At 28.6% G+C, this 343-nt stretch carries 1 protein-coding gene; it reads left to right on the top strand.

The features are described from left to right. Positions 1–37: 37 nt before the first annotated feature. A partial coding sequence (locus CQA53_RS12105) for a lipase family protein (protein WP_407918866.1) occupies positions 38–343 on the top strand: 306 nt, incomplete at its 3' end.

The following is a 343-nucleotide window of genomic DNA, read 5'->3' as shown; positions in this document are numbered from 1 at the left end:
TGATATGATATTATTCTATCTTCAATGCAAAGGCGATATGCCTTTTCATATTGATATAGAATCTAAAGAGTTTGTAGAATCTAAAAACACCACAAAATATAAAATCTATAAAACAATCTATAATAACCAAAAAGAACATAAACCATACATCAATCCTAAATTACTAAAAGATTCCACTCAAGAAGCAACTTTAGAGAATTTTATCTCTCCTATTACTTCTAATACCAAACTTAATATCACAGGACATTCATTAGGAGGCTGTCTAGCACAATTATTTACCTTGAGCTTTGCTAGATATGATAAAGGAGAGAGAGGGATAATAAATGAAGTCTATACTTATAAT

The organism is Helicobacter didelphidarum (assembly GCF_003364195.1).
Lineage (GTDB): Bacteria > Campylobacterota > Campylobacteria > Campylobacterales > Helicobacteraceae > Helicobacter_A > Helicobacter_A didelphidarum.
Note: the sequence above shows the minus strand (reverse complement) of the source record. Positions and strands in the feature narration are given on the sequence as shown.